Here is a 22,120-nt window from a genome sequence, read left to right as displayed (position 1 = left end):
TTCTACATCTTATTATTCGACACAAATTCATATGTCCCTTTACGTTTAATAGGCCGAAAAGATTATTTAACATGATAATCTAGCGTCAATTATTACATTATTATTACAAATCTTTAAAAAATTTCGCACATATTACAATAAATTGTTAATAAAGCATTGACGTTCTACCAATAAATAGTTTACTATAATAAAAAATCAGAAAATTATTAATTCTAATACATTTGTAAATTTTAAATCTGAGGTGTCCTAATGAATAACTCACAATCAAATGTAAATCATGAACCTTTACTTCAGGTAAAGGGCTTAGAGACGGCCTTTAGTATTGAGGGAAAAGACCACAATGCGGTCGACGGTGTTTCTTTTAATGTCGAAAAAGGTAAAATCGTTGGAATCGTTGGAGAGTCCGGTTGTGGAAAAAGTGTAATGTCTTTATCTGTCATGAATTTGTTACCAAAAGGAATCGGAAAAATCCGAAACGGAGAGGTTCTTTTTGAAGGAAGGAATTTAGAAGGTTTAGATGATAAAGAAATGAATAAAATTCGGGGTAAAGATATTTCGATGATCTTCCAAGAGCCTATGACTTCCTTAAACCCGGTATTTACGATTGGTTATCAGTTGGAGGAAGTACTGCATAACCATTTTAAATTGTCTAAAAAAGAGGCAACGGAAAAGGTTGTTCAATTATTATCAGCTGTAGGAATATCTCGGGCTGAGCGAATCGTTGACGAATATCCTCACCAGTTATCCGGAGGTATGAGGCAGCGTGTCATGATCGCAATGGCGATTGCATGTCAGCCGAAGTTACTAATCGCAGATGAGCCAACAACAGCCCTTGACGTAACAGTACAAGCTCAAATTCTTGAACTGCTTCAGGATATTCAAAAGAAGAATGATATGGCCATTATCTTTATCACACACGATCTTGGAGTTGTATCTGAGACTTGTGATGAGGTTATTGTTATGTATGCAGGAAGAATTGTAGAGCGTACAGATGTTCAGCGTCTATTCAATTCACCTAAACATCCATATACAGAATTGTTGATGGGAGCTATTCCTCGCTTAGAGGAAGAGAAAGATATGCTTGCGACAATAGATGGCATTGTACCTTCGTTGACGAAGATGCCGGAAGTGGGATGTCGATTTGCTAATCGTTGTCCAAAAGCCATGAAGGAATGTACAACCGTTACACCTAAATTAGCGAAAAATGAAGAAGGTCATGAAGTAGCTTGCTTACTTTACGAAACAAGTCGACCTGAAGAAGAGGTGTTACGATGAGTATAACCGAATTGAACAAATCTCAAACCGAAAAATTGCTAGAAGTGAACGATTTGAAGATGCATTTCCCGGTAAAGGGCGGCTTTTTCAAGCGCACGATCGGGGCCGTAAAAGCAGTAGATGGTGTTTCTTTTGACATTAAGAAAGGAGAAACACTTGGGCTTGTAGGCGAGTCGGGCTGTGGGAAATCTACTACTGGTCGCTCCATTTTAAGATTACTAGATCCTACGGATGGAGAGGTGCTCTTCAACGGCGAAGATATTACCAAACTGACAGGAAAACGACTTCGCGATATCCGACAAGATATCCAAATGGTCTTCCAGGACCCTTACGCTTCTTTAAATCCTATGCAAATGGTTGGGGATATCGTAAGCGAACCTATTAAGAACTACCATAAAAACCGTAAAGGTGAAGAGTTAAAAGCGGAAGTTATGGATTTGTTAAATCGTGTAGGCCTTCCTGAAGATGCTTACTATAAGTACGCACACGAGTTTTCAGGTGGACAGCGTCAGCGTATAGGGATTGCCAGAGCGCTTGCGCTTAAACCAAAGCTCATTATTGCGGACGAGCCTGTATCTGCATTGGACGTTTCTGTACAGTCACAAGTGTTGAATCTATTAAATGAGTTACAAGATGAATTTGATTTAACCTATCTCTTTATCGCACACGACTTGAGTGTTGTAAAACACATGAGTGATCGAATCGGTGTTATGTATCTAGGAAATATCATGGAAGTAGCTGAGAAGAGCTCTATTTATGCAGAGCCTTTACACCCGTATACACAAGCGTTGATTTCAGCAGTCCCAGACGCCTCGAAAATTGGGCAAAAGCGTGAGCGGATTGTCCTTGAAGGGGATGTTCCAAGTCCTGAAAATCCACCATCTGGGTGCCCTTTCCATACAAGGTGTCCAAAAGCGATGGATGAATGTTCTAAAATTAAACCTCAATTAAAGGAGGTGAAACCAGGTCAGCACGTCGCATGTCTTCTTTATGAGTAATAATCATTAAAAATATCAGGGGGGTTCATTTTTTCATGAAGAACAAAAGAAGTTTTTATTGGCTAATGTCTTTAATGTTAATGCTAACGTTATTCTTAGCAGCATGTAACAGTGATGCTAACGGAGATTCAGGTGACGGTGAAGATACCGACACGGAAGATACGACTGAGGACACAGGTTCTGAAGGTGACAGTGGAGAAGAAGCAAGTGGAGAGCCACAAGAGGGTGGAACGTTAAATTACGCAATTGATGGTGAACCAGAAGGTATCTTGAACGTTCACTACTATGGTACAGCAACTGACTTTGAAATTATCCAGTTCGCTGTAGATCCATTATTCGAATATGACGAGAATTTAGCTATTCAACCAAATGTTGCTGATTGGAGCACTGAGGATAACAAAGTGTATACATTCACATTTGAAGAAGGTATTAAATGGCATAATGGTGATGAGCTAACAGTTGAAGACTGGAAGTTCGCACTTGAAACGCTTGCTAGCCCAGATTATGAAGGTCCTCGTTATGCAAACGTTGAAACAATCGAAGGTGCAAAAGCTTACCGTGATGGAGAAGCGGACAGCATCTCTGGTATCGAAGTTATTAGTGATTATGAAATTAAGATTACATTCGACAAAGCTCGTGTAAACAACTTACTTAATGTTTGGTCATATCCTATGAACCGTAGCTACTGGGAAGGTGTAGAAGTAGCTGACATTCTTGACAGTGAAAAAACACGTCAAAGCATGATGGGTACTGGACCATTTAAACTTACTAAAGTTGTACCTGGTGAATCGTACCAGTTTGAAGCAAATGAAGACTATTGGAAAGGCGCTCCTAAGCTAGACAAAGTTATCGTTAAAGTAATTGATAACAAAGCAGTAATTGGTGCTCTTGAAAATGGTGATGTGGACATGGTTCCTGTTCACCCTACACTAGGTGAACAAGTAGAAAAAATGGAAAATGTTGATCTTGTAACATATCCTGGTCTTGCATACTACTATGTTGGATTCAAATTTGGTAAGTTCGACAACGAAAAGAAAGAAGTTGTTGAACAAAATGACAAATACGCAAACTTAAAGCTTCGTAAAGCAATGTACCATGCAATTGATCGTGACCAGTGGATTGACGCATTCTTTAGTGGTTATGGTTCTAAAGTAAACGCACCAGTACCAACTGCTCACTGGATTGCAGCTGATCAAGACGAACTAAACGACTATGCATATGATCCAGAAAAAGCGAAAAGTCTTCTTGATGAAGCAGGATATAAAGATGTAAACGATGACGGTTTCCGTGAAGATCCAAATGGTGAAGAGTTCGTCGTTAACTTTGCTCACTATTCTTCTACAAACCCAACATTTGAGTCCCGTGCAAAAGCATTAACTCAGTACTGGGAAGAGGTAGGACTGAAATCTGAACTAGAAATGATCGAATCAAGCCTTTACTATGACAAGCTTGAGAAAGATGCTGAAGGTATTGAAGTGTACTTCGGTGGTTGGGGTACAGGTACTGACCCAGACCCATCTGCTCTTTGGAAGTCTGACCAGCTTTGGAACTATACTCGTTGGGTGAACGAAGAAAGTGATCAGCTTCTAGAAGATGCGATTGACATTGATGTAGTTGGTACAGATCAAGAAAAACGTAAAGAAGTTTATGGTGAATGGCAACAACTTCTTAACGAGCAGCTACCAATGCTTTACATTGCTGAACTTCAAGAAATTTATGGTGTAAACAAGCGTGTAGGTGGAGTTGAATTTGATGTATCAGGTTCTAACAGCCCTCACGAATGGTACATCCAGAACTAAGACCATCTTGTAAGTATTAGATAAGGGGAATGTCCATGTTAAAGTACACACTTCGTAGATTATTAGGCATGATTCCGATGTTACTCCTTATCTCCATTGTAGTGTTCTTCCTGGCATTAGCAATGCCAGGAGATCCCTTCTCTGGAGAGATAGATCCGAATAATACCGATCCAGAGTATATTGAAGAAATGCGTGAGAAGTTAGGATATAATGATCCTATTCATGTACAGTATTACGATTGGATCACTGGATTTGTTCAAGGAGATTTTGGTAAATCTGTTAAGTACAAGATCCCTGTAAGTGATTTAGTTGCTCAACGTTTGCCAAACACTTTATTCTTGGGAATAATGTCATTAGTCATCACATACTGCTTTGCCTTTGCTATGGGAATGACAGCTGGGAGAAGGCCTTACACTAAATTGGACCACTTTATCGGTGGATTTAACTACATGATGTTGGCGATCCCTAGTTATATCGCAGGTGTTTTTGCGATTTATTTCTTCTCATTCCAATTAGGTTGGTTTCCGTTTAATGGTTCCGTTAACATAGCCGTTGATGAAGGTACACTAGACTGGTGGTTAAGTAAGGTCTATCATACGTTCTTACCTGCACTAGTATTAGGGGCTATGGGAACGGCGAGTTACACACAATTCTTGCGTAACGATATTATTGATAACAGTAATAAAGACTTTGTACGAACAGCTCGTGCAAAAGGTACGCCAGAATCAAGAATTTATAATCACCACATTTTAAGAAACTCTGTTATTCCTTTGATTACTTTCTTAGGTTTTGATTTAGTATCTTTAGTTAACGGTGCACTGATTACAGAAACGATTTTTACTTATCCAGGTTTAGGACAATTATTCCTAACGTCAGTTCAAGCTTCTGATTATCCGACACTGATGACGTTAACTTTAATGTTCTCGTTCATTGTACTAATTGGTAACTTGATCGCTGATATATTATACGGAATCGTTGACCCAAGGATCAGAATTGATTAGGAGGTGTGGCTATGGAAGTTGTTCCTAACAAAGACCCACAACTAAAAACAACAAAGCCACCCAAGAGTATGTCCCCTTGGGCAATGGCCCGTAGAAAGTTTATGAAGAACAAATTAGCGATGATTAGTTTAGTTTATTTAATCATCTTAGCAATCCTATCCTTTTTAGCTCCATACATAACTACCGTGGATATTTCACGAGTTAATATTGGGCAAATGAAACTTCCTCCTTCTTCCGAGCACTGGTTTGGAACGGATACTAGTGGACGAGACGTTTTCGTTCGCTTGTTATATGGAGGACGAGTATCGTTATTTGTTGGTATTAGTTGTACAATGATTATTTTGCTACTTGGAGTCATTGTAGGAGCCATTGCTGGTTTCTTCGGTGGAATCGTAGATAGTATGTTAATGCGATTCACAGACTTTGTTTTAAACTTCCCGTTCTTAGTATTCGTTATCGTTCTTAATGCAATCCTTTTCGGTAAAGTTGGCGGTGTCGGTGTACTAATTGGGGTTATTAGTCTTCTCGGTTGGGGTGGGGTTGCCCGTCTTGTCCGTAGTAAGATATTATCTGAAAAAGAAAATGAATATGTACTAGCTGCCACTTCAATCGGTGGCCGACCGAATAAAGTTATTATGAAACACTTGCTACCAAATGTTCTTACAACCGTCATTGTTCAAGCGACAATTTTGTTTGCGAACATGATAGTAGCCGAATCAGCTCTAAGCTACTTAGGGTTTGGGGTACCACAGGAAGTGCCAAGTTGGGGGAACATGTTGAGTGCCTCTCAACAACCTGAAGTTCTTCAGGATATGCCATGGATTTGGGTTCCACCAGCAGTAATCCTTGTATTTACAATCCTAGCCATTAACTTTATCGGAGAAGGGGTTAAAGATGCCTTTAATCCAAAATCCTTCCGTTAAGTAAAATCTACCAAAGTTTCTTTGGTAGATTTTTTTAATTTCAACGAAGACTCGATATCGAGACACTTTATTGTGACTGAGGGCCGTTACGTTTATAAGTGCAAGGGCAGGCTTGGGGACTACTCGCTTTCCTGCGGGGAGCTGGGGGAGCCTCCTCGTTCGCTTTCGCTCTCTGTGGGGTCTCCCCTAGGCTCCTTACCCCGCGGGAGTCTCGCAGTCCCCAAGCCTGCCCTAACGTTAAACAGGTGAACGACCCGCCTATTATATTTGCTCTTAATCCCCATACTTACCAACTATGGCACGTTTCCGTCTCTCCCTATTTGGCAAAGGTGGGCCTGGAAATTACGAGACTCCTGCGGGAGAAAGAGGTAGACGAGACCCCACAGGGTGGTTTTCCCGAGGAGGCTCGCCAGCTCGCCCGCGGAAAGCGAGTGGTTTCCAGGCCCACCTTACGCTCCACTAAGGCTGACGGAAACATCACTCCATTTATCGCATAACATAACCATCTCAAAACTAAGTCCTCCATATAAGGAGGGCTTACCTATCTTATTAGTTTAGTAAGATTCCGTACGTTTACTGTGGCTCAAAAAGTCAAAACACATGTCGATGAGATCGGATTGGTCTGGGCCGTGACAAACCATATGCTTGGACTGAGGTAAGAAGTGAAGAGTTTTTTCTGTGGATTGGATGGAATTATAAATGTATCTGGCGCTTTTTGGGGGGAGCAATCCATCCTCTCCACCTTGAAGGATTAAAGTAGGGGTTGTGACCTCTTTAAAATAAATAGAACAAGTTTATCAACCTTGTACTTGGTGGAGAGGTAAGCAGCGATGACTCCACCCATTGAGTAGCCGATTATATATACGGTCTCACACCTTTCTTTCAACTTCCTTAAATCGTTTTCTGCCTTTTGCACCCACTCCATATACTCGTGTTCTTTAAGGGATTCGTCCTCGTCGTGACCGGGTAGAATGGGGATTTTTAATTCCCAGTTCGAATACTCTTCCATTTCTTTATAAAGGGGCTCTAATTCATAAGGAGCTCCACCAAACCCATGAATGAAGAGACAGCCTACAGCCACTATACCCACTCCTTTTAATTAGTGATTCATGTATAATACCCTTTTTTGATCTTTATTAAATGTAGGTTTTATTAATGTATTGTTGTGAATGATGAGTATTTTTCCTTATTTTAGGCACACTACACATGATTAAAAAAATAAGGAGCGATAAGAAATGAAGAAGATTCTATTTTCCCTTCTTTTTGCAGTTCTACTTGTTGTCATGATTGTGCCCGGTTCTAGCCATGCACAGAGTACGGATACATATACCGTAAAGAGTGGTGACACCCTTTGGAAGATCTCTAAACGATACCAAATTGGTCTAACAGAAATTATTAATGCGAACCCTCAATTTAGTAATCCTGATTTAATTTATCCTGGTGATCGAGTTACAATTCCGCTAAAAGGAGACATTAAATCAGTTGAACAAGAAGTCATTCGCCTTACAAACAAGGAACGGGCGAAGCAAGGCTTGCCTGCTTTAAAGAGCGATTGGCAGTTATCGCGTGTAGCGCGTTACAAATCACGTGATATGAGAGACCAAGGTTATTTCGCTCATAATTCCCCGACCTATGGCTCACCGTTTGAAATGATGAAGTCGTTTAACATTTCGTATCGTAAAGCAGCAGAAAATATTGCAGCAGGTCAACGCACTCCGCAAGAAGTTGTTCAAGCATGGATGGATAGCCCAGGACACAGAAAGAATATTCTTGATAAAGACTTAACGTATATTGGAGTAGGATATGCTCAGGGCGGTAGTTATGGCCACTATTGGACTCAACAATTTATAACAAAATAATGTAAAAGTCAGCCTTTTGGGCTGGCTTTTTTTGGATGAAAAACACCTCTACACGACATGATTCAAACGCAATAGGACAATACTACGAGAACAGGGAAAAAAATTTATTTATTGAAAATAGCGATAAATTAACGTTTTTCCCTATGTAAGCGTTTATCTGGAAATGTTTGCATTTGCATGACGTCTGACAACTTGGTATGATTCTGTAAGAAGGTATTAATGAAAGCATTTTCATTGCCGTCATATCAATCATTATTAATTTTATATAAAAGGGAAAGGGAGGCATTTGTGCCATGAATATTTTACTTGGCTTGCTTGCAATTGTAGTCGTTCTTGGTATCGGATTTTTAATGTCCAATAACAGAAGCAACATTAATTATAAAGGTATCGGAATTATGCTTGTGCTTCAATTGTTTACGACTTGGTTTGTGTTCAATACTAAGATTGGTAAGATCATTATTACAGGAATTTCAGCTGCGTTTGATCAGCTCATTCAATCTGGACGAGCTGGTGTGAGTTTTATTCTTCCAAACGTTGCAAACGTTGGGGAAGATGGAAATCCGATGAACGTCTTTTTCCTAGATGTTCTTATGATCATTATTTTCTTCGCTGTTCTTCTTTCTGTACTAACATATTTAAAAATTCTACCTACGATTATTAAATACATGGGAGCTGCGATTTCTAAAGTCACAGGACTTCCAAAAGTAGAATCATTTAACGCTGTAAACAGTATGTTCTTTGGCCAGTCTGAAGCGTTATTGGCGATTAAATCTCAGTTTCACCACTTAGAAAACAACCGACTATATATCGTAAGTGCCTCCGCAATGGGATCTGTATCTGCTTCAATTGTAGGTGCATATCTTGAAATGTTACCAGAACAATTTGTACTTGTAGCGATTCCGTTGAACATGTTTAGTGCCCTTATTCTTGCATCAATTATCGCTCCTGTAAAAGTATCAAAAGAAGAAGACCATGTAGACATTAAAGAAGTTTCCAACGCGAACAGTTTCTTCGAGGCAATGGGGAACGGCGCTCTCGATGGCGGTAAGATTGCTTTAATCGTAGCTGCGATGTTAGTAGCATTTACAGCTTCTCTTGACTTTGCTAACTTCCTAATCTCAAGCGTTTTCTCTGGGGTTACATTAGAACAGATTTTAGGGTATGTACTAGCTCCACTTGCTTTCCTAATGGGTATTCCTTCTGGCGACCTCATTCAAGCAGGTAGCTTAATGGGTACGAAGATCATCACAAACGAATTCGTTGCAATGCTTCAATTGACAGATATTATGGCTAATCAGCCAAATGAATTGTCTGATAAAACAATTGGTATTGTATCTGTATTCCTAACAAGCTTCGCGAACTTCGCTTCTATCGGTATTATTGCCGGTACAGTTCAAGGAATTGATAGTAAGAAGGGTGCAGCCGTATCTAAGTTTGGCTTGAAGTTGCTAATCGGTGCGACACTTGGTTCTGTACTATCCGCAACAATCGCTGGACTATTCTTATAAAGTCTAAAACGCTTAGAACATTATGTTCTAAGCGTTTTTTTTGCCATTATTGCCCCAACTTACATAGAAGACTCGGAGCTGAGACACTTTTGTTTGGGTAAGACCGTTACGTTTATTGAGTGCTTGGGGTGTCTGGGGAACGACTCGCTTTCCGCGGGCGAGCTGTCGAGCCTCCTCGGGAAGGCCACCCTGCGGGGTCTCGTCGATCTCTTTCTCCCGCAGGAGTCTCCTCGTTCCCCAGACCCCCCTTCCTATAGTTTTACGAACGGTCCTGCATCTCGAAGGGGGTGGAAGTGGTGGGATTACCACATAAGGCATGTTTCCGTTTCATCCTATATGGCAGAGGTGGTTCGGGAAATTGCGAAACTCCTGCGGCAGTAGGAGCTTAGGGGAGACCCCGGAAAGCGCGTAGCGATTGAGGAGGCTCCCCAGCTCGCCGCGGAAAGCGAGTGATTTCCCGAACCACCTTACGCTTAATTCAAGTAAACGGAAACATTCACTTAGTTTCGAGTGTTCAACAATAGTGCCCATTTATGGAATAGGAGGGGAGCTCGTTCTTTGATGTTTACAATTTCCTAATAAAGGTAATATTCAAAGCAATATTCCAAATAAAGGAGTGCTCGTATTATGGAGCAGTACGGACTTTTTATAAATGGTGAATGGGCAAAATCCAAAGAAACTGTAGAGGTGTACAATAAGTATACTCGAGAAGTATTTGCGGAGGTGTCGAAAGCCGGGAAAGATGAGGTAGACCAGGCGATTACTAGTGCAGAGTCAGCGTATCGTAATAAAGAAATGTCACCTTACTCACGTTTTGAAGTTCTCCATAGAGTAAGTGAGTTGTTGCAAGAAAATAAAGAAGAAATGGCACAAATTATTACAGCTGAGGCTGGTAAACCAATTAAGCAGGCACGAACTGAAATAGACCGAGCTACTCAAACATTTGAACTGTCTGCTGAAGAGGCAAAACGAATTCATGGAGAAGGTGTGCCTGTGGAGGCAGCTCCAGGGTCAGAAAATCGCATGGCGTTTACCATCAAGGTACCTGTTGGAGTCGTTGGAGCGATCAGTCCTTTTAATTTCCCTGTAAATCTTGTTTCTCATAAGATTGCTCCGGCTATAGCTGCAGGGAATGCTGTTGTTCTTAAGCCAGCAAAAAACACCCCGATTTCTTCTTTGAAATTGGCGCAGTTATTCCAAGAAGCAGGTCTTCCTGAAGGGTTTTTAAACGTTGTAGTCGGGTCAGGGTCAGAAATTGGAAACCAAATGATGAAGGATGAACGTATTAATCTTTACACGTTTACAGGAAGTGCTGAAGTAGGATTAAAGCTAAAACAAAATACAGGCTTGAATAAGTTGATATTAGAGCTTGGAAATAATTCACCTGTCATTGTGGACAAAGCAGCTAATGTAAAGAAAGCGGCTGAAACATTAGCTCAAAAGAGTTTTGCTTTCGCAGGTCAGGTTTGTATTTCTGTGCAGCGCATGTACGTTCATGAAGATGTAGCCGAAGACTTTAAGAAACACTTTATAACCGCTACGAAAGAATTGAATGTAGGTGACCCAACGAATGATGAAACGGATGTAGGTCCGATGATTAGTCAGGACGAGGCTGAACGGGCTGAAGAGTGGATCCAGGAGGCCAAGGGACAAGGAGCTGATGTCATTTACGGTGGCCAACGAAGAGGATCTGTTTTTGAACCTACTCTGTTAACGAACGTCGATCACTCTATGAAAGTTGTTTGTGAAGAGATCTTTGCACCTGTAGTTACGATGATGACTTTTTCTGACCTCGACAAGTGCATTCAAGAGGTAAACAAATCTAATTATGGGTTACAGGGTGGAATCTTTACACAAGACGTCGATCGTGCCTTTAAAGCTGCTCGGAAAGTAGAGGTTGGTGGGTTTATGATTAATGATGCTTCTCAGTACCGAGTAGACCTTATGCCTTACGGGGGTGTTAAGAACAGCGGCTGGGGCAAAGAAGGGCCAAAGTACACAATTGAAGATATGACTGAAGAACGTTTAGTCGTTATGAATTTAGAACAATAAGGTTGTTAAAGCTCGTTTTGGAAGATATCCAAAACGAGTTTTTTTAGTCGAATGCTGCTGAATCTTCAAATTTCCCAGGTAATAATGTTGTATATTGATGCCTGGAATAAAAGAGCAATAATTAGTTGTCATGACTCACTGATGGGGAGCCATATACTGAAATGAAATCAATAAAAAGCTGGTTTATTAGTTAGGAGGTTTTATATGAGTATGCACAAAACGCCCCATCAGCCGAATCGTCCTAACAAAAAAGAAGTAACGATTGACTTGTTAGAATCTATTGCGTTAGAAGAAATGGCTCTTGCTAATCTTTTAAATGCAGAAGCAGAAAAAATCCACGCTTTTGTAGGGGAATGCCTTGACTTCCCTTCTAAGCCACATCCTCATGAAATTATTTCTTTCAAAAAAGGGGCTAGGAAATTTGTAGATAGTATTATTATGAAAGAATGGCTACTGTTGAAAAAGTTAGAGGAAGTATGTGAGTGTTTACCCTTACAGGATTCTCAGCATCCGCACTACTGTACTTGTCATGATGATGGAAATGATTGTTGATTTATTATAGAGGAGTGTAGGGCATGTACCAAGTATCTTCACAACAAAGGAGGCGGTTATTACATAGTTTCTTTAAATCAGCGAATAGCTGTTTGGAACTAACCTATGTGGTGAAGATTTGTAGGCAGGCATCTGCAAAAGAGCTCCGAACTGAGCTAGACTGTGAATATATAAAGATTCTTTCTTCGATTTGTAAATGGTTTGAAATCTGGGAAGGGAAGATCGAGTGTTTGATGAGAATCACTCCGATTGACGATGTCTATGAATGGGCTCATGATCCAGCTGTGAAAGAATGGAAAACCCTTCACATGAAGCTTTATAAAGAAATGGATAAGATTGAGGCGCCCTTCTATAGCAATCCTAAGTTTCTAGAATTATTTCATGTATTGGATCGCATTAATAGATGGATTGATACATGGAAAAGCGATAACAATAAGGCAAGAATCTGGATTAATCCAGCTATTGAGTATATAAAAGCCAATGACCCGTAAGTGTCATTGGCTTTTCGTTGCGTTTGCTGTTGAAGGAACTTCTTTTTGAACATATAAAAGACGAATAAACAGTGTGATTGCGCCTACAGCAAGACCCGTGATTAGCCCCATCCAGTACCCCGCTGGGCCAAAGAATGTATAAGTAGCCATTAAGTAGCCGCTTGGTAATCCGATTACCCAATAAGATACAAATGCCATGATTAGAGTGATATTTACGTCTTTATATCCTCTGAGTGCACCTTGAATAGGGGCGCCAAATGCGTCAGATATCTGGAAGAAGATGGCGTAGAACAAAAAGTGTTTTGTCATTTCAATCACTTCTGTTTGATCATTGTAAAGTCTGGCAACAGGTCCATCAAAAGCATAGATAGCGATTCCGCACAAAATTGAAAGTATAACGGCTATGCTTATTCCAAGGTAGCTATATTGCTTTGCATGGTCCCGACGATTCCCGCCTGCTTCAAAGCCAACAGCAATCGTTAAAGCCATTGCAATGCTAAGAGGGATCATGTATAGGAATGATGCAAAGTTAATTGCTGCCTGGTGAGCGGCAATAGTATTGGTACTATAGGTACTCATGAGGATCGTAACAGCTGAAAAGATACTGACTTCAAAAAATATTGCAATCCCAATCGGTACCCCAATTTTGAGTTGGCTCCACCATGCTTGGATAGAAGGCTTCTCGAATACTTTAAAGATGGCATAAGTAGAAAATGGACGAACTCGTATAATAATGATGACTGTAAACACCAGTGTTACCCAGTATGTCAAAGACGTTGCGATTCCAGCGCCAACACCGCCGTAAGCAGGAAATCCGAACTTGCCAAAAATGAATACGTAATTAAAAACGATGTTGAATGGAAGGGATAAAAGGGTAATGACCATCGTAACCCTTGTAGCCCCAAGTGCATCTATAAATGACCTAAGGCCATTATAGATAAATAGCGGAATTATGCCAGTACTTAAAGCGATTAAATACCCTTTTGAAATCGAACGAACTTCTGACTCTAGCTTCATTAAGTTCAGGATGGGTTCAAGAACAAAGAATCCAATGACCAGAACGAATAGGGCAAGCAATGTGGAAAGGTAGACGCCCTGTCGAACGGCGCTAGGCACATCCTGTTTCTGATCGGCTCCGGTCAGTTGTGCTACGATAGGAGAAAGGGCTAACATAATCCCGTTTATTCCTGTGAAAACGGGGACCCATAGACTTGATCCTATTGCAACACCTGCTAGATCCTCAGCACCCGCATTACCAGACATAACGGTGTCAAAGAAGTTCATTGCATACATACCAAGCTGGGTGACAAGAATTGGACCTAAAATAATAAGAAATAATTTAACTTTTTGTTGCCATGTATCTGTTTTGTACATGAAACTCTTCCTTTTATCCGAAATTTCTTTTACGATAAGGGGGATTATAGCATACATTCTACGGATACTGTGAAAATTTGAAAATGTTTCTATATAGAAAGGACGTCAAAGCTATGAACACAAAGCGCATTCTCTTTACCGGAGGGGGAACGGCAGGTCATGTGATCGTCAACCTCGCTCTTATACCTGAATTTCAAAAAGAAGGATGGGAAATTGATTATATTGGGTCTCACGAAGGAATCGAGCGTCAATTGATCGAGTCCCTTGGGGGAGTTACCTACTACCCGATATCAACCGGTAAACTACGCCGCTATTTCTCTAGGGAAAACTTTAAGGATCCTTTCAAAGTGTTAAAGGGGACTGGGCAAGCCTATTCCATTATGCGAAAACGAAAACCACAAGTTATCTTCTCTAAAGGTGGGTTTGTATCGGTGCCTGTGTTACTTGCTGCACGTATGGCTGGGGTGCCGTCTGTTATTCATGAATCTGATTATACACCGGGACTTGCGAACAAATTAGCCATGCCATTTGCCAAGAAAGTACTAGCAACATTCCCTGAAACGATGAACCATATATCTGATAAAAAAGCAGAGTGGGTAGGAGCCGTTGTCAGGGAAGAGCTATTCCAAGGAGACGCTGCAAGGGGACGTGCCTTATGCGACTTCACCCGAAACAAGCCTGTTTTACTCGTGATGGGAGGAAGTATGGGATCGAAGAAAATTAACGATGCCATTCGGGATAATTTAGATGAGCTTTTAAAAGAATTCCAAGTTGTCCATCTTTGCGGAAAAGGGAATCAAGATGACAGCATTCATCGACCTGGTTATGTACAATTTGAATACGTAAATAAGGAATTAAATGACCTATTCGCCATGACTGATTTTGTAGTCTCCAGAGCGGGATCAAATGCAATCTTTGAATTCCTTGCACTTAAAAAGCCTATGCTCTTAATTCCACTTTCTCGACATGCTAGTAGAGGGGACCAAATTCTAAACGCACAATCCTTCCAAAAACAAGGGTACGCCCGATCCGTTGAGGAAGAAGAATTGGATGAGAAACGCTTCTTAGAAGAAGTTCGCCAGTTAAGTAAAGAGAAAGAAAAGATGTTAGAAGCAATGAGTCAATATCAAAGCAGACGCGCGAAAGAACAAGTGATAGATATTATTAAATCCCACGCCAAATCGAAGTAATCATTAAAATATGAATCCTCCTATACCACCGCCCAAGAAACTTCTTGGGCGGTTTGTTTTAGTAAGTCATGTTAGTGGTGATGGGGCCGTTATGTTTATATGTGCTTGGGCTTGCCCGGGGGCTACTCGCTTTCCTGCGGGGAGCTGGGAAGCCTCCTCAGACGGCACCCCGCGGGAGTCTCGCAGTCCCCGGGCAAGCCCAGATTTAATTGGGATTACGCCCCCACATTTAAACAAAGGAGATAGATCCACCTCTGATATGGCAACGTTTTTGTTTAGCTCTATCAAGGTAAAGGTGGTCCTTTGAAAATGCGAGACTCCCGCGGAAAGACGGGCTTCAGAGATCCCGCAGGGAGTGAAGCGACTGAGGAAGCTCTGGAGTTCGTCCGCAGGAAAGCGAGTGTTTTCAAAGGATCATCTTCCTCTTACCAAAGCAAACAAAAACGTTATACTTTTATTGATCCAAAACCCATTTAACTCGAATTTAAATCTTCCACATAAGGAAACTTATGTGGAAGAGAAACATGTATCTATAAAGTAATGCATTCTATATAATAGAATCAGAATCACGAGGAAGGAGAACAGTATGAAAGATTTAGTGTGTCGTTATTGTGGAAAGAAGATCGAGAAGGAAGACCTGCGGACAGCGATTCGCCGTTTAAAAATCTATCCTTTTCACAAGGAATGTTTTGAATTAAAAGAGGAAGAAACCATATCGATTAATGAAATGTGGAAACCTATAAATCAAGTGGGCTGGACAATTACGTCAATCGCTCTACTTATTCTTGCGATTGTGCTTGGAGTAACGGAATGGCTAGGTAATCTGGGGAATGTTGTTGGTGTTTTAGCGTTATACCCAGTAACTATTCGTATCATTTCCTATGTTGTCTATGAAACGAAGTGAGTATTTCTTTATTTTGGAATATGGATGTGCTAGAGTAGGTACGTTGCTTCGAAATTGTATGTGCTCTACCACGTCCGACTCGTCATTCACATCACACTTGTGAAAGGAGAATGGCAGATGAAAGAACATCCTGAATATCAAGAAGAACTAGATCGATTAACGTTTACCAAAGTGTATATGGATTCCGTTATAGCTGCCCAGCAATCGGATCAGGAAACGTTGAAGAAACGGCAGGAGAGTACAGTAGCCTCTCTTGATTTTAAGGACAGTAGTTTAAAGTACCAGGACATGCTTACCCATGCGAACTTCATGAAGATGTCCAAAGATCAGCTAGAAAACCTCAAGAAACTCCGAAAGAAACCGTATTTTGCCCGCATTGACTATCATCGAAAAGAGAAACCAGAACGTGAAATTTTTTATATTGGGAAAGTATCCCTGTTCGACCGTGAAACCCAACAACCGATTATTCTTGATTGGCGATCGCCGCTTGCGAACGTCTATTACGAGGGTCGTGTGGGAGATGTGAGTTATGAAGCGCATGGTGAATGGTATGAGGGGAATGTTTCCTTAAAGCGTCAGTATTCTATAGAAGAAGGGGAACTTCTTGATTTTAGAGATATTGATATTACGACTAAAGATGACTTGCTTCAGGACTCTTTATCCCAGAACGCAGACCATCGTTTAACCGAAATCGTTTCGACCATTCAAGAAGAGCAAAATCGTGTTATCCGTGCTGACCTAAGAAAGCCCATTGTTGTGCAGGGGGCTGCAGGGAGTGGGAAGACCACGATTGCGCTGCACCGAGTTTCCTATTTCTTATATACATTACAAGATATCTTTCGACCAGAGGAAATGCTAATACTAGCTCCAAATCGCTTATTCATTGATTATATGAAAGAGGTTCTCCCTGAATTAGGAGTAGAAAAAGCAAGGTCGACAACGTTTGTAGACTATGTCCAGCTTATTACCGGGCATACGTTCACTGTTCAAACACAACATGAGACGCTTATGAATGTATTAGAACATTCCCATAAGGAAGAGGCCATTCTAAAGATGGCAGAATGGAAAGGTTCTATGTCACTACAGACTGTTCTCGATCATTTTATTCAGCATGTGAAATTAGAATTTTTAGTGGAAGAGGATTTGAAAATTGCAGGATTCCGAGTTGTAAATGGGAAGAAGATGAAGAAGCTCTTTTTAGAAGACTATTCCTACTTACCATTTTATAAGCGGAAAGAGAAGATTCGTCAAATCCTTATAAGCGATGTGAAACGGAAAAAGAAAGTTATGCTCGAGAAAATGACGAAGAAATATGATGATGAGCTTGATCGTGCATTGTATGGCATAAAAGATGCTGACAAACGAAAGCGACGCGTAAGTTTTCTCTTGGATCAGAAAGATGCAAAACTAAAGCAAATTGAAACGGAATCTAAAAAGGCTGTTCGTGCATACATGAAACAGTACCCTAATGCTTCTTTGAGTGAATACTTTACGCGCTTTTATCAAGAAGAAGAGCTCTTTGATACATTACTTCAGAAGTACCTGTCGAAAGAAGATCGCCAGTTTATAAGGTCGCACACGCTTCAACAACTCAATAAGAATAAAGTTGACGCTGAGGATTTAGGTATGTTGTTGTATCTACATGCAAACTTATATGGGCTTGATCCTGATTATAGGGCAAAAAAAGTCGTAATGGATGAAGCTCAAGATTATTCTTATATGGAGTTTGCTAGTTTGAAGAGAGCATTGAATACAGATTTATTTACCATTGTTGGGGATCTAGCTCAAGGTATTTATCAATATCGTGGCCTAAAACAATGGCAACCTATTTTAGAACATGTGTTTAGGGAACCTAATTACTTAACGTTACAGAAGACGTACCGGACGACGATGGAGATTATGGAAGTGGCAAATAGTATATTAACATCCATGAACGCGGATTTGCCGTTGGCTGAACCGGTTCTGAGAAGAGGAGAACAACCTTCTTTCCACACTGCAGAAACAGAAGGATGGGAAAATGCGCTATATCAAGAATATAAGCGTTTGAAGGAAGAAGGGTTCAAGAGTTTTGCTCTAATAGGGAAGACGATAAAAGAGTGTCAGATTATTAATCAATCTCTCTCTCAGTATTTTCCCGATGGATCTCTTCAGTTCATTCAAGGAAATGAGGAAATGATGAAAGACAGTGTTGTTATTCTTCCTGTTTATTTAGCGAAGGGATTGGAGTTTGATTGCGTATTCTTGGTTAACCAAAACGAGTCTTACGCCCCAACAGAACTGGATCGGAAACTACTCTATGTAGCTATGACACGCCCTTTACACAGACTGCAGTTTTGGGGGAAAGAACCAACCTCTTTTCTTCTCAACGAGGTGGATTCTCGATTCTCAATATTATAATGGTTAAAAGTTACAAGACTGTCGACATAAGCTTCGGCAGTTCTTTTTTTTATATGATACAACAAAATGTTTATTGATTAGAGAACTATGTAGAATTTTGTCTAACTTTTCTGCAAATATTGATTATTTTAGTGGAATAAGGAGGAAAGATGACGATTTATGCAAGAATAAAGAATAAATTCCCTCAGTGCTCATCTTTACATGTTCTTTACATAATACGGTACAATATCAGTTTTGATGGTAGTGTTTCCTTTTATGTACAATAGTAAATGTTGGAATAAATAATGGAGGCGATATAAAATTTGGACATAAGCACAACTAAATGTAAGAGGTAACCGGTTGCACAAGAGAATGATTTATTCCTTATTTCATCCTCTCTTTCTTCATTACAACTCCCCCCTGTGGTCTTGTATAGGCTTGTTTTTTATAAAGCACAGCAATATTAATTGATTTACCCACATTATTTAAGCGATTAATTAAGAAGTATTCATTACGAGAGAACAAATTGTTCGAACAATAATGTGAAATTGTTCACAAAAATTATTAGGAGGTTCAATATGTGTAAAAAACTAACGATATTGGTTAGCGTCATGCTTTTATCAGTTTTAGCAGCATGTAGTGGAAGTGCAGAATCTGAAAGTGACTCAATTGAAACGATTACCTTTTCGGATGCAGGATGGGATAGTCAACGCGTACATAACGAAATTGCAGGCACTATTATCGAAAATGGATTTGACTATGAAACGGATGTTACCACTGGATCTTCACCTGCCGTTGTACAAGGATTGAGACAAGGTGACATTCAAGTAATGATGGAGTTTTGGGTAGATAATATGCAAGAAGAATACGATGAGGCCATTGAAAAGAATGAGATTAAAGAAGCATCTGTAAACTTTGATGATAATAAGCAAGGGTATTGGGTGCCGACCTACGTTATTGAAGGAGATGAAGAACGGGGTATTGAACCAATGGCACCAGACCTTAAAACGGTAGCTGACTTAAAGAAATATCCTGAACTATTCCAAGACCCTGAAGATCCTGATAAAGGAAGGGTTTATGGATCCCCGTCTGGTTTCGCTGCCGACAAGATGTTAGAACCAAAATTAGATGCTTATAACTTAGATAATTTCAACTATTTCCGACCAGGATCTTCAGCTGGCTTGGCTACATCTTTAGCTGATGCTTACGAAGCTGGGGAAGCTTGGGTTGGGTATTATTGGTCTCCTACTTGGGTAACAAGTGTATTTGATATTACTCTATTAGAAGAACCTGAATACAACGAAGAGCAGTTTAAAGAAAACTATGGAACTGAGATTCCTCCAACGAAGGTAACGGTAGCTGTACATTCTGACTTCCCTGACCAAGCACCTGAAGTATACGATTTCCTAGAAAACTATGAAACAAGCAACAAGTTAACTCAAAGTGCTTTAGGCTACATGAAAGAGAATGAAGCCAGTGCTGAGGAAGCAGCTCACTGGTGGTTAAAGGAGCACGAAGATGTGTGGACCGAATGGGTATCAGAAGATGTCGTTACAAAAGTAAAAGACGCGATTTAATGAGGGAAAGGTAGATGAAGAGATCGCTCAATCATCTACCTTTCCATGTTTATAAATATCAATAAAGCGAGGGACCTCAATGGAAGGTAATTTTCCGGATATTCAGCTTGAGATTGGAAAGTATGTAGAGAACTTTGTTTTATGGCTTAACGATGTGCTTGAGCCGTTTTTTGACTTTATCTTTTTAATTGCTTCTAGAGCAATTCTATCAATTGAAGCAGGTTTAATGTTTTTGCCTTGGTGGGTGTTTATTGCCATCATTTTTGTGCTAGGTTGGCGTTTTAAATCCATTACTGCTGGTATTTTATATGCTGCTTTTATGTTCCTTGTTGGGACATTCGGGTTATGGGATGTGTTAATGACAACAATCGCAATTGTCTTAACATCGGTGATCACTTCTTTATTACTCGGAATCCCACTAGGTATATGGATGGCTTTCAGTAAGAAATTCTCATTTGTCATGCGTCCTTTATTAGACGCGATGCAAACGATGCCTAGTTTTGTTTACTTGATACCGGCTATATTCTTCTTTGGATTAGGAAACGTAGCAGCTGTATTTGCAACACTCATTTATGCATTGCCGCCTGTTATTCGATTAACGGATCTTGCTATTCGTAATGTTGATTCAGAAGTGATTGAATCTGCTGAGTCCTTCGGGTCATCGAAATGGCAAATGCTTAAGAAGGTCCAGCTACCCCAAGCTTTACCTACGATTATGGCAGGGGTCAATCAGACTACAATGATGGCCTTAGCTATGGTTGTTATCGCTTCAATGGTTGGTGCAGGTGGTTTAGGGGAGCTTGTACTAGTTTCCATCAACCGCATAGATTTGGCGCTCGGATTTGAGGCAGGAATTAGTATTGTATTCCTGGCGATTCTTATAGACCGTGTGACAGGTGGAGTAGCGGAACGATTCCAGAAGCACAGGAGGGCTGATTAATGTCTGTTAAGATGAGAGTAGAACATGTATCTAAAATATTTGGTTCAAAGCCTAAATCGATTATCCCAAAGGTTCGCGACGGTATGGAGAAAGATCAAATTTTAGAAGAAACAGGACATACAGTAGGGGTATATGATGCTTCCATGGATATTAATCAAGGAGAGATCTTTGTCATTATGGGTCTTTCAGGAAGTGGAAAATCAACTCTTATCCGTTGCTTGAATATGCTTAATGTGCCAACTGATGGGAGTATTTACGTCGATAATGAAAACATTGTAGAATACAGCCCGGCTCAGTTAAAGAAGTATCGACAAGATAAAATCGCAATGGTTTTCCAGCACTTTGGCTTATTTGATCATCGAACGGTGCTTGGAAATGTCGAATATGGTCTTGAAATTCGTGGTATTGAGAAAGAGGAAAGAAAGAAAATCTCAATGAGGAATATTGAGATCGTAGGTTTAAAAGGATATGAAGATAAATATCCAGGTGAGTTATCTGGAGGTATGCAGCAACGAGTAGGGCTAGCTCGCGCCCTTGCAAATGATCCGGACATCTTATTAATGGACGAGCCGTTTAGTGCTCTGGATCCTTTAATACGTCGAGAAATGCAGCTTGAATTGTTGGATATACAAGAGCGTCTTCAGAAAACGATTATCTTCATTACTCATGATGTTAACGAGGCTTTTAAAATTGGGGACCGTGTAGCTGTTATGAAAAATGGAAAAGTTGAGCAAATTGGAACACCTGAAGCAATATTAGAAAGCCCTGCAAATGAATACATCGAAAACTTTATTGCAGATATTGATCGCTCAAAGATTCTTCAGGCGGAACATGTGATGATTAAGCCAAATGCTTTAGTTTCTCTTAAGGATGGCCTGAATGTAGCGGTTCGAGAGATGGAAGAGAACGGGATATCCAGTGTGTTTGTAGTAGATCGACAGCGACAAGTACAAGGCATTGTAACAATTGATGATGCAGTTAATGGAATCCGCTCAAAAAAATCATTATCTGATGTTATTACAACCAATATTCACATGGTAAAGAAAGAAGAATATGTGAACGATTTAATTCCAAAAGCGTTAGATTCAAAGTATCCTTTAGCCGTGTTGGGGGAAGATGATCGTTTAGAAGGGTTTATTTTAAGGGTTCATGTATTGGCTGGGCTTGTAGGGGACGATATTGAGGACAGTCAAACCTCTGCACAAGCTGTAATGATTTAGTGAGGATCTTCTTCATTATATACATTTAATAAATGAGAAAACATTGAGTATGAATTTATTGTTATTGTTACGTGTGAGCGG

Annotated in this window: 19 protein-coding genes; 16 read left to right on the top strand and 3 right to left on the bottom strand. The window is 40.2% G+C overall.

Annotated features, from left to right (window positions below; translation table 11 throughout):
* The first annotated feature begins 249 nt into the window (after window positions 1–249).
* From N780_RS15275 to opp4C, 5 genes are read left to right on the top strand one after another with little or no spacing between them, the layout of a single operon-like run.
* On the top strand, window positions 250–1,275 hold the full coding sequence (locus N780_RS15275) for an ABC transporter ATP-binding protein (protein WP_036786084.1): 1,026 nt from the start codon (window positions 250–252) through the stop codon (window positions 1,273–1,275).
* Window positions 1,272–2,273 carry an ABC transporter ATP-binding protein gene (locus N780_RS15270; RefSeq protein WP_036786080.1) on the top strand — a complete coding sequence of 334 codons (1,002 nt, stop codon included), beginning with the start codon at window positions 1,272–1,274 and terminating at the stop codon, window positions 2,271–2,273. The genes N780_RS15275 and N780_RS15270 overlap by 4 nt, the downstream gene beginning before the upstream one ends.
* A gap of 35 nt (window positions 2,274–2,308) precedes the next feature.
* A complete protein-coding gene (gene opp4A, locus N780_RS15265) occupies window positions 2,309–4,072 on the top strand; it encodes an oligopeptide ABC transporter substrate-binding protein (RefSeq protein ID WP_036786077.1) in 1,764 nt (587 codons plus the stop codon).
* A 35-nt stretch (window positions 4,073–4,107) separates the two neighbouring features.
* Window positions 4,108–5,073, top strand: coding sequence for an oligopeptide ABC transporter permease (gene opp4B / locus N780_RS15260; RefSeq protein ID WP_036786074.1), 966 nt, complete (start codon window positions 4,108–4,110; stop codon window positions 5,071–5,073).
* Window positions 5,074–5,084: 11 nt separating this feature from the next.
* Window positions 5,085–5,996 carry an oligopeptide ABC transporter permease gene (gene opp4C / locus N780_RS15255; protein WP_036786072.1) on the top strand — a complete coding sequence of 304 codons (912 nt, stop codon included), beginning with the start codon at window positions 5,085–5,087 and terminating at the stop codon, window positions 5,994–5,996.
* A gap of 554 nt (window positions 5,997–6,550) precedes the next feature.
* Here the strand turns inward: opp4C and N780_RS20210 are convergent.
* Complete coding sequence (locus N780_RS20210; RefSeq protein ID WP_232299551.1) at window positions 6,551–6,724, bottom strand: hypothetical protein; 174 nt, start codon at window positions 6,722–6,724, stop codon at window positions 6,551–6,553.
* Window positions 6,725–6,747: 23 nt separating this feature from the next.
* On the bottom strand, window positions 6,748–7,077 hold the full coding sequence (locus N780_RS20205; RefSeq protein ID WP_036786202.1) for an alpha/beta hydrolase: 330 nt from the start codon (window positions 7,075–7,077) through the stop codon (window positions 6,748–6,750).
* Window positions 7,078–7,231: 154 nt separating this feature from the next.
* Between N780_RS20205 and safA the strand changes: the two genes are divergently transcribed.
* From safA to N780_RS15215, 5 genes are all read left to right on the top strand, one after another.
* A complete protein-coding gene (gene safA, locus N780_RS15240; RefSeq protein ID WP_036786056.1) occupies window positions 7,232–7,855 on the top strand; it encodes a SafA/ExsA family spore coat assembly protein in 624 nt (207 codons plus the stop codon).
* 293 nt (window positions 7,856–8,148) lie between these two features.
* A complete protein-coding gene (locus N780_RS15235) occupies window positions 8,149–9,363 on the top strand; it encodes a NupC/NupG family nucleoside CNT transporter (protein ID WP_036786053.1) in 1,215 nt (404 codons plus the stop codon).
* A 627-nt stretch (window positions 9,364–9,990) separates the two neighbouring features.
* Complete coding sequence (locus N780_RS15225) at window positions 9,991–11,415, top strand: aldehyde dehydrogenase family protein (RefSeq protein WP_036786049.1); 1,425 nt, start codon at window positions 9,991–9,993, stop codon at window positions 11,413–11,415.
* A 204-nt stretch (window positions 11,416–11,619) separates the two neighbouring features.
* Complete coding sequence (locus tag N780_RS15220) at window positions 11,620–11,967, top strand: alpha-helical endospore appendage domain-containing protein (RefSeq protein ID WP_052115113.1); 348 nt, start codon at window positions 11,620–11,622, stop codon at window positions 11,965–11,967.
* A gap of 23 nt (window positions 11,968–11,990) precedes the next feature.
* Complete coding sequence (locus N780_RS15215; protein ID WP_036786046.1) at window positions 11,991–12,458, top strand: hypothetical protein; 468 nt, start codon at window positions 11,991–11,993, stop codon at window positions 12,456–12,458.
* 3 nt (window positions 12,459–12,461) lie between these two features.
* Here the strand turns inward: N780_RS15215 and N780_RS15210 are convergent, their stop codons facing one another.
* Complete coding sequence (locus tag N780_RS15210) at window positions 12,462–13,832, bottom strand: MATE family efflux transporter (protein WP_036786043.1); 1,371 nt, start codon at window positions 13,830–13,832, stop codon at window positions 12,462–12,464.
* A 113-nt stretch (window positions 13,833–13,945) separates the two neighbouring features.
* Here N780_RS15210 and murG point away from each other — a divergent pair, with 113 nt between their 5' ends.
* From murG to N780_RS15180, 6 genes are all read left to right on the top strand, one after another.
* The gene (murG, locus tag N780_RS15205) at window positions 13,946–15,022 is read left to right on the top strand and encodes an undecaprenyldiphospho-muramoylpentapeptide beta-N-acetylglucosaminyltransferase (protein WP_036786041.1); all 1,077 of its coding nucleotides are present in this window, start codon (window positions 13,946–13,948) and stop codon (window positions 15,020–15,022) included.
* A gap of 586 nt (window positions 15,023–15,608) precedes the next feature.
* On the top strand, window positions 15,609–15,926 hold the full coding sequence (locus N780_RS15200; RefSeq protein WP_036786035.1) for an LIM domain-containing protein: 318 nt from the start codon (window positions 15,609–15,611) through the stop codon (window positions 15,924–15,926).
* Window positions 15,927–16,043: 117 nt separating this feature from the next.
* A complete protein-coding gene (gene helD / locus N780_RS15195; protein ID WP_036786033.1) occupies window positions 16,044–18,323 on the top strand; it encodes an RNA polymerase recycling motor HelD in 2,280 nt (759 codons plus the stop codon).
* Window positions 18,324–18,880: 557 nt separating this feature from the next.
* Window positions 18,881–19,879, top strand: a complete 999-nt coding sequence (locus N780_RS15190; protein ID WP_036786031.1) for an ABC transporter substrate-binding protein — start codon at window positions 18,881–18,883, stop codon at window positions 19,877–19,879.
* Between the two features lie 79 nt (window positions 19,880–19,958).
* Window positions 19,959–20,819: an ABC transporter permease gene (locus N780_RS15185; RefSeq protein WP_036786028.1), complete on the top strand. Its 861-nt coding sequence runs from the start codon at window positions 19,959–19,961 to the stop codon at window positions 20,817–20,819.
* Window positions 20,819–22,039, top strand: coding sequence for a quaternary amine ABC transporter ATP-binding protein (locus N780_RS15180; RefSeq protein ID WP_036786025.1), 1,221 nt, complete (start codon window positions 20,819–20,821; stop codon window positions 22,037–22,039). The genes N780_RS15185 and N780_RS15180 overlap by 1 nt, the downstream gene beginning before the upstream one ends.
* Window positions 22,040–22,120: the final 81 nt, after the last annotated feature.

Source organism: Pontibacillus chungwhensis BH030062 (assembly GCF_000770675.1).
In the GTDB taxonomy this organism is placed as follows: Bacteria; Bacillota; Bacilli; order Bacillales; family BH030062; genus Pontibacillus; species Pontibacillus chungwhensis.
Note: the sequence above shows the minus strand (reverse complement) of the source record. Positions and strands in the feature narration are given on the sequence as shown.

Bases quoted from the DNA above. Each gene is read 5' to 3' on its own strand.
- N780_RS15275 (WP_036786084.1), top strand. From the start codon at position 250: ATGAATAACTCACAATCAAATGTAAATCATGAACCTTTACTTCAGGTA.
- N780_RS15270 (WP_036786080.1), top strand. From the start codon at position 1,272: ATGAGTATAACCGAATTGAACAAATCTCAAACCGAAAAATTGCTAGAA.
- opp4A (WP_036786077.1), top strand. From the start codon at position 2,309: ATGAAGAACAAAAGAAGTTTTTATTGGCTAATGTCTTTAATGTTAATG.
- opp4B (WP_036786074.1), top strand. From the start codon at position 4,108: ATGTTAAAGTACACACTTCGTAGATTATTAGGCATGATTCCGATGTTA.
- opp4C (WP_036786072.1), top strand. From the start codon at position 5,085: ATGGAAGTTGTTCCTAACAAAGACCCACAACTAAAAACAACAAAGCCA.
- safA (WP_036786056.1), top strand. From the start codon at position 7,232: ATGAAGAAGATTCTATTTTCCCTTCTTTTTGCAGTTCTACTTGTTGTC.
- N780_RS15235 (WP_036786053.1), top strand. From the start codon at position 8,149: ATGAATATTTTACTTGGCTTGCTTGCAATTGTAGTCGTTCTTGGTATC.
- N780_RS15225 (WP_036786049.1), top strand. From the start codon at position 9,991: ATGGAGCAGTACGGACTTTTTATAAATGGTGAATGGGCAAAATCCAAA.
- N780_RS15220 (WP_052115113.1), top strand. From the start codon at position 11,620: ATGAGTATGCACAAAACGCCCCATCAGCCGAATCGTCCTAACAAAAAA.
- N780_RS15215 (WP_036786046.1), top strand. From the start codon at position 11,991: ATGTACCAAGTATCTTCACAACAAAGGAGGCGGTTATTACATAGTTTC.
- N780_RS15210 (WP_036786043.1), bottom strand. From the start codon at position 13,832: ATGTACAAAACAGATACATGGCAACAAAAAGTTAAATTATTTCTTATT.
- murG (WP_036786041.1), top strand. From the start codon at position 13,946: ATGAACACAAAGCGCATTCTCTTTACCGGAGGGGGAACGGCAGGTCAT.
- N780_RS15200 (WP_036786035.1), top strand. From the start codon at position 15,609: ATGAAAGATTTAGTGTGTCGTTATTGTGGAAAGAAGATCGAGAAGGAA.
- helD (WP_036786033.1), top strand. From the start codon at position 16,044: ATGAAAGAACATCCTGAATATCAAGAAGAACTAGATCGATTAACGTTT.
- N780_RS15190 (WP_036786031.1), top strand. From the start codon at position 18,881: ATGTGTAAAAAACTAACGATATTGGTTAGCGTCATGCTTTTATCAGTT.
- N780_RS15185 (WP_036786028.1), top strand. From the start codon at position 19,959: ATGGAAGGTAATTTTCCGGATATTCAGCTTGAGATTGGAAAGTATGTA.
- N780_RS15180 (WP_036786025.1), top strand. From the start codon at position 20,819: ATGTCTGTTAAGATGAGAGTAGAACATGTATCTAAAATATTTGGTTCA.